The following is a 7,919-nucleotide window of genomic DNA, read 5'->3' on the forward strand; positions in this document are numbered from 1 at the left end:
AGTATTCCTTTTATGTATTGTTTTTACAACATACAATAAAAAATCTCAGATAATTTATCTGAGATTTTTTTTATTATAGAAAATTTTTTTATGTGTTCCGATATGGATAGCAGTTAAAACTAAATCGCCATAATTAATTGAATAGGTAATAATAACGTCATTAATTTGATTAGGATGTTTGTTTTTAGGAGTATCTCTAACATGAAATTCTCGATAATCGCTTAATTCATTCTTTAATTGATGATCTTTAAATTCCTTGGGAAGACTGTTCATTTCTAGTAACATTTCAATAGCTTCCTTTACCTCTGAAACAATAGATTTATCCATTTTTGATAGTCGTTTTAGTTCAATATTAAAGTCCTTACTGGGTCTAAATCTTAAACTACTCATTAAATTGACCCCAGTAATTCTCATTAGATCTAACTATAGGGTCAGGCGCAATAATTTTTTGCCTAATTAATTGGTCTCTTGCTATTGCATGGTCTCTTGTACCATCTTCAGCTCTAGCGTATCTTTCTAACCAATTTAATTTTTCTTGATTTACTACAGCTACAGATGAGTTGTTGCTTCTAGTAACATATACAGTTTCATTATCTTCGCTAATTTGATCTAGGTACTTTTTTAGTTGTGTTCTAAAGGTGCTTTGTGTAATTGCTAATGTCATATAATCATCTCCTTTAACTATTAAGTTACTTAATAGTGTACTATATATAGTTATTAAAGAAAATTAAAAAGATTGCACTATATTATTTATTTTTTTATATTTATTAACGTATACAAATAAAAGATTTAGTTTTTTCATTTATATTTTAATCCTAGAGTTTTTCTATACTAATTATCACCCTTATATAAATATTTAATTATAATATTTATATAAGGGTGTTTTTATAAGTATATGAATATAGTATTATTATCTATAATAAATTAATATTTTAACGGAGGATTTATATGTCTAAGTATAAAGTATTCTTAAGTAGAGCAAATGTTGTAGGTGGATATTATGAAGAGTCAGTTGAAAGACTAATTCAATTTTTAAATGATAGAGATATCGAAACTGTTACGATAGGAGCTGATCATTTTTCCAATGATGCTCCAATTGACGCTATAAAAAAACAGATGAATGATTGTTCAGGAGTTATAGTATTAGGAACACCTCAAGAGTTAATAAAAGAAGGTATTCGTAAACCAAATGCTAATGGTCAAAAAGATATTAAAAATGAAATTCATTCTACAGTTTGGAATCAAATTGAAGGTGCAATGGGATTTTGTTTAGATCTTCCCATAATGTTAATTACCGACAATGGTATAAATGAAGGTATCTTTGAAAAAGGAGTACTTCCTATTTTAAAACAAGAATATAATTTAAAAAATTCTGAATGGATTGATTCTAATAAATTTAAGGGTGCATTGAATTCTTTCATTGAACAATTGTAAATTTAATATGGGTATCATAATATACAAATAACACCCCACAATTACCTTACAGGCGGTTGTGGGGTGTTATTTTGGTTTATATAGGTGTTATTATATAATTATGTTAATATATGATACCTATTTAGAGAGGATTTTTGACCATGAAACAAACCGTGTATCCAATTAAAGATTCCAATGTTTTACAGGAGGTGCAAGATACCCTGTTACATAATTTTCGTTGGGGTCGGCGTAACTTAACCATTTTTCAAGTGGGGAAAGCGACGCTCCTACGCGTGAGTGATGTCTTAGCTTTACAATATCATGATGTTTTTGATGAACAAGGCCAGATTAAAGCTAATGCGTACATTCATGATCAAAAGACGGGTAAACCCAATAACTTATATTTAAAACCTGTAGAAAAAGATTTAATTCAATACCAACAATGGTTAGCAGCTAATGATATCCAATCAAAGTGGTTATTTCCTAGCAGCGAAAATGACAAGCACATTGATGGTCGCCAGTTTTATCGGATCATGCAGAAAATTGGCAGTCTGTTAAACATTAACTATTTAGGGACCCATACGATGCGTAAAACGGGAGCTTATCGTGTTTATGTGCAATCCAATTACAATATTGGTTTAGTCATGAACCTCTTGAATCATTCATCTCAAGCTATGACATTAAAATATTTAGGACTAGATCGTGAATCCACCGAAAACATTTTAAATCATATTGATTTTGGTTAATTTAAATTTATTTTATATTTCTATAAAGCGTTAATTAAGTATTCTATTGTCGCTATTTGTTGCTTTTTATTTGATTTATTATTGCTTTTCATAATTACTTTTTCTTAAATTAAATAATCAATTAATGTTTAATTCATTATAAAAAATAATCTCTAATGATTTTTTATATTCTTAATTATATAAATATGCCTATTATTAAGATCTATTGTAAGTCAATTTTGAGCTTTATATTGCTAATTAAAATTATAGTGAGACATTTGAACCAATAATAAAAAGGATGCCTTTTTTTCTTGGCTTAATTTATTTTAAGAGTAAAAATATTATCTTGTCGTAACAATGTTTGAATAAAAAAACTATTAAAAAAATATCAAGTTGAGTAAAAAAATGGTACTGAAGCGAAATGTATTGAGCTTCGTTTTTGAATTTTTTATGCGATAAAAATATAAAAATCTAGTCCCATCATTTTTCTAAAAATGATTTTGAATTTTGTATTTTTCTTTTTTTCTGTTAATCTTTTTCAGTTTTTATAAATAAAAATGAAACAGGACAAGGAGAAATTGGGGAAGCATCTTGCTTTCTCTCCGCCGTGGCGGAATTTATATTGGTGAAGATAATATTTAATATATTTACAAAAATGATTGAAAAGACAACTAGTAGACGCCTAATTTAGTAAAATATTTGTAATTTATTCTAAAAAAAGACAACCATTGGACAACTAATTTTAATAAAAAGGACAACCAATGGTTGTCTTTTTTATAAGTCTGTATAATTAACTAAACAAATATTCAACAATCTTAAAAAAATTGGATAACTCCCCCCTACAAACGTTTATTTGTGGGGGGAGTTAAACTCGGTTAATGTACATTATATTAATTAAGCAAATATTTATATTCTAATTATTTGATTTCATTGAGTTATGATGCTTACATAACATTTGTAAGTTGGCTAATTCTGTTTTACCACCACGGCTCCAGGGAACAATATGATCTCCTTGCATTTCTTTATAGTCCCAAATATATTTTTCATGTTTGAATTCTTTATCAGTATTACAAATAGGACAATTAGATATATTTTCTTTTTTTGCTTTATTAGTTTGTTTTGCGTAAGCTGTTTTTTTATCTGTTACAGTAAACCTTCTTATATTTAAAAGACTGTAATTAGATTTATTTCCAAGAACAAACTCAAAGATTCCGGATTTCTTTGTAACATCAGGGTCTTCCATTAAGTTAGATATATCATTTTCAATCTCATCAGAATTATATGAATTATTATGGAATCTTTTGTATAATTCTCCCCATTTTAATCCTTTCATTTCAGGATAAACTTTTTTGAACAAAGAAGATATCCAATCTATTACAGTATTAAAATAGGTATTTAATTGATTAATATTATTATCGTAACGATGTTTAGACATATAGTTACCAATATTATCATTACTAATCCATTTTAATGCAATTTGTAAGTAATCTTGTCTTCTTACATCACCTCGTAAATATGAACTCCATTTTTGAATGTTGGCATTTTCAGGGTTTGAAAATTCCTTTTTTGCTAAAGTAACAAAATTACCAGAATATACAGAATTTAATATTTCTTGCTCGTTTAGTGGAATTCCAGCTATATTAATAGTTTTGAACCATTCTTTTATTTCACTTTCTGTACCTGTACACTCATAAACCAGTAACTTAGAATTCATTATTTTATTTTGTTGATCTGAACTAAGTCCTGAGAAAAAATTTTGGTTTCCGTTAGAATCTTTAATGGCAAATTTTCCAGTTACAAATCTACCAATAGAAGTTATTCTTTGCTGTCCATCTAATACTTCTAATTTTCCTTCATGGGTTTTATTAAAATATATTAATCCTAATGGGTATCCCTTCAATAACGAATCAATACAAGAAACATCCTTTTTACCATCAGAATATATATAATTTCTTTGATATTCAGGTTGAATTACTAAATTTCCAGATAGACCAAATAGACCTTTACCTTCAAACTGATTATAAACAAATCCATCTAGTATTTCAGAAATTTTATATTGAATTAATTTAGTTTCCATATATTTATCTCCTTCTAATTAATATTCTAGCGTATGGTGCAACTAAGTAACCATTAACATTGTCAGCTGTGTAGTATTTCTTATCTGGAATCTTATCATGTTTTATAGCTAATACCGAACTTATCATTTCATTTTTTGTTATAGAATCTGCATCATGAAGTTCTGGATTTTTATATTTTTTTGTTACTGGAAAGCTGTTTATATTTCCTAAGTATAATATTTCAAATTGTTCAGGATTATATTTATCAAGGAAGGTTATAGGAACCCCCATAGTCCCTTTGTAATCTTTTGGTATTGCATCTGTATATGGAACTTCTATAGCATTGTAATTGTCGTAATGTTCATAACCATTATCTTTAATTTTTTTGTGACGGCTAAATTTTAAATTATCTTCCATAGTCATCAATTCAAGGGGATGATGTCTTTTACCATGATCAAGATTTGTTAACCATAAGGCGTTATTAGTCGAAACTATACGATTTCCATCTTCAACCCTTGCTTCAGAGCCAAACAAATTATAATTATAGGGAACTATGAATCCTGATATCCATCTTCCCATTCCAGTTCCTAGCCAAATAATATTATCTTTAATTAAAGGAAACACATCTTTATATGTTATTGCATTTATATTACCTATAATTAAAAAATTTTTTTTCTTAGGATTTATCCATTTTAAAAATGTCCTAAAAAGTGAAAATGGTGGATTAGTAATTATCACATCGGCTTTATCACGAAGATTAGTAACTTCTTTACTTCTAAAATCACCGGGTCCAAATGATGAAACTCCATCTGGATTCTTATCACCATCTAAGTAACTTAATATATCACTATTTTTACCAGAATCGACCAAAGTTTTTTCTTTTTTTAATCTCGTAATAACATCATCAATGTTCACGCTATTATTATTATTTTCATCGTGAACTTCGCTTATTTCAATTTTATAAGCCTTTTTATTAGGAAAAACTTTACGATCCTCATCAACTAGTTCTGGAATTAAAGATAATTGTGTGTTAACTATGGGACTTGGTGCGTAACTTGTAGCAATTAATTTTTTTATTCCATATTCGTTAAACTTTGTAGCGAAATATTTAAAAAAATTAGATTCAAAAGGGTCATCAGCAGGAAGTAAAATAGTTTTATTTCTGAAAACATTGGGATTGTATTCTATATAAGCATTTACTTCTTTTTCAATGTCTGACCACTGTGTATAGAATTCGTCTTTTTTATTTTTTTTTGCTTTACGTAACGTGCTTTTTACCATATTAAGTTTCCTTTCTTTATAAAACTTTCTATATATTTTTTATCATTTTTAATATTACTCTTTTAATTCTAAAAATAAAAAAACCACCTGATAATAAAGATAAAAATATTAATGACAAATAAATTGGGTTACCAATTATTAGGTTATCCATTTTAGATATTTCATTACATATTGTTTTAAATCTATCATATATTCTTTTCCTAAGGGCCTAATTTTTTTATATCAAAAGAATTATATGCTAAATCTTTAGTTAAATCGTTTGGATCTTTACTGAAATTTAAAAAAATCATTTTTACAATCATTATTAATCTTTTTATTATTTTTTTGAATTTTATAACATATATATGAAATAGGTATCATAAACGACAAATGAATCAAAAATAATAAAAAAGATCAGGTATTAATTTTCTGATCTTTTTTATTATTTTTGATTCATTTATATGATTAACAATTATTTAATATTGTATTAAGAGAATTTATATTTTTAAAACCGTATGTTTTTGCATCCTGGTCTGTTTTAACAAAATTACTTAATTTTTCGTTAATATCATTAAATTCATAATAAGGATTTACATTTTTCATAAGTGTAACAATAATTACTATTACTAAGGCTATTCTATCAGTTACTATATTTTTATTATTACAATTTTTATCTTTAATAATATAGTTAAACAAATATTTTTTATAATCTTTTGGAATTTTTGGATGGTTCTTTAACTCTAAGTCTATCAGATCTTCATTATGACAACATATATTTCTAATTAGATTTAAACACATAAGCCAACTATCTAATTTTTTAACACTACAGTTAAATTCATTAGCTACTGCTATTTTATGTTTTATATCCATTAATTTAAAAATATGTATTGAATCACCTAGATTCAATACATTAACCATCATCCAAACTGGGGGATAAGAACTACTATTATTTTCAAAGTAAGACCTTATGTCTGGAAGAGAAGACTTTTTAGATTTCCTTTCCAAAGAATTTAAAAATTTGTCTTTTTCGCACTGAATAATATTATCATTCATAGTTTTGTTAAGGTACTTATTATATTTGTTATTTTCACACCAATCGCTAAAATTTAAATAACCTAACGATGATTCAGGAATTGTTGCTGCTCCTATTATTTTAGATATATGAGAATTTAAAGCTAGTTCTATATCTTCTATAGCATCTAAAATGCTATTTCTTAATTTTTTATCGCAATAATATCTATTTAATAATGATTCAAAAGAAATATTATTATAAATTTCTTTTGAATCATTATAATATTTGTATGAATATCTTTTTAATTCATAATACCCAATATTATTTAATAATGTTATATTTCTATCATTCTTTAAACAATCATTCATTCCTCTATCTTTAAATAAATCAAGTAATTGTTCTGTACTTAATTGTTTAAGTTTTTTATTCATGAATATCACTCCAAAAAAAAAGCCCTCAATTAATTATTAATTGAGGGTGATTGATTTATGGCCTAAATATAATCCTTATTTAATAAGATGTCAAATAAAATTTATATTTTGACCCTTAATTTATAACTATGTACATTCAAATAATTATAAATATTAGTTTTGATAAAATGTATTTTTATGATATTCTTAAAGTATAAATTAAATAAACGGCTTTAACGTAAAAAAATTGGGTAATAAAAAAAGTCATGACTGGGAATCATGGCTTAATCATTTGTTACTTAAGGTTAGTACCGAAAATACTAACTTACGTTGATACCAGTTAACTACAACTTAACTGATATTTAATCAAAAGAATGGGTTTTCTTTTGATTACTTTACAGGGTTTATATTATCAAATAAAATCCGAAAAAGCAAAAGATATTAAGTAAAATTTGGGAACTGGATCACGTAAGGGGGTTCAGTTCTTTTTATTTGCGTTATCATCCACTAAGAATGACAATCTTGCTTAATATCTCCATTAAGTTATAAGAGGGCGGTACCCTATCTGTTCGTCACAAAATGCACCCGTGATTATGGAAGACCATAACCGTAGTGACCGTGTGTATAAGGACACAGGTTTGCTGAACCTTTGTTGGCTGAAATGCTAACACAAATCAGCGGCAAGACCAGAAATCAAATGGTTGGAAATTTAGGAAATGCTTTATTCAATCCTGCTAGCAAGTGTGAGTTTTTATAATTTATCACGAAAAACAAAAAAGAAGTCGACTCTTTGACGTAAAAGGTAGAGGCTAGGAGGAACAAGGGCTGAATGCGTTTAAACTGAATACTGTGAAGTTCGACTGAGTTAATAATTAGATATAATTGTTGATTGAGCCGAGCGATGAACAGACTTTAAAAGAGACATGCTCTCTCGATAAGAAAAGCCACGCAACAGGCTAACTATCGAGAGAGCTAGCGAGCATAGCGAGCTATGCTCTTCCTAGTCTTTAAGGTCCTAGTACGCCTAATTATGTATTACTGA

At 27.1% G+C, this 7,919-nt stretch carries 7 protein-coding genes; 2 read left to right on the forward strand and 5 right to left on the reverse strand.

Annotated features, from left to right (window positions below):
- Positions 1–54: 54 nt before the first annotated feature.
- The gene (locus tag C7N71_RS07515) at positions 55–390 is read right to left on the reverse strand and encodes a type II toxin-antitoxin system RelE/ParE family toxin (RefSeq protein WP_105988480.1); all 336 of its coding nucleotides are present in this window, start codon (positions 388–390) and stop codon (positions 55–57) included.
- Positions 383–664: a type II toxin-antitoxin system Phd/YefM family antitoxin gene (locus C7N71_RS07520; protein WP_105988481.1), complete on the reverse strand. Its 282-nt coding sequence runs from the start codon at positions 662–664 to the stop codon at positions 383–385. Before C7N71_RS07520 ends, C7N71_RS07515 begins: the two co-directional genes overlap by 8 nt.
- A 284-nt stretch (positions 665–948) precedes the next feature.
- On the opposite strand from C7N71_RS07520, the gene C7N71_RS07525 reads away from it, so the two are divergent.
- Positions 949–1,434 (forward strand): hypothetical protein, encoded by a 486-nt coding sequence (locus tag C7N71_RS07525; protein ID WP_105988482.1) that lies wholly within the window; start codon positions 949–951, stop codon positions 1,432–1,434.
- 140 nt (positions 1,435–1,574) lie between these two features.
- Positions 1,575–2,159, forward strand: coding sequence for a tyrosine-type recombinase/integrase (locus tag C7N71_RS07530; RefSeq protein WP_105988483.1), 585 nt, complete (start codon positions 1,575–1,577; stop codon positions 2,157–2,159).
- Between the two features lie 892 nt (positions 2,160–3,051).
- Here C7N71_RS07530 and C7N71_RS07535 read toward each other — a convergent pair.
- From C7N71_RS07535 to C7N71_RS07545, 3 genes are all read right to left on the reverse strand, one after another.
- Positions 3,052–4,215, reverse strand: a complete 1,164-nt coding sequence (locus C7N71_RS07535; protein WP_105988484.1) for an HNH endonuclease family protein — start codon at positions 4,213–4,215, stop codon at positions 3,052–3,054.
- Positions 4,216–4,219: 4 nt separating this feature from the next.
- Positions 4,220–5,476: an adenine-specific methyltransferase EcoRI family protein gene (locus C7N71_RS07540; RefSeq protein WP_105988485.1), complete on the reverse strand. Its 1,257-nt coding sequence runs from the start codon at positions 5,474–5,476 to the stop codon at positions 4,220–4,222.
- 444 nt (positions 5,477–5,920) lie between these two features.
- Positions 5,921–6,898, reverse strand: coding sequence for an Abi family protein (locus C7N71_RS07545; RefSeq protein WP_105988486.1), 978 nt, complete (start codon positions 6,896–6,898; stop codon positions 5,921–5,923).
- Positions 6,899–7,919: the final 1,021 nt, after the last annotated feature.

It is taken from the genome of Apilactobacillus timberlakei (genome assembly GCF_002993965.1).
Classification (GTDB): domain Bacteria; phylum Bacillota; class Bacilli; order Lactobacillales; family Lactobacillaceae; genus Apilactobacillus; species Apilactobacillus timberlakei.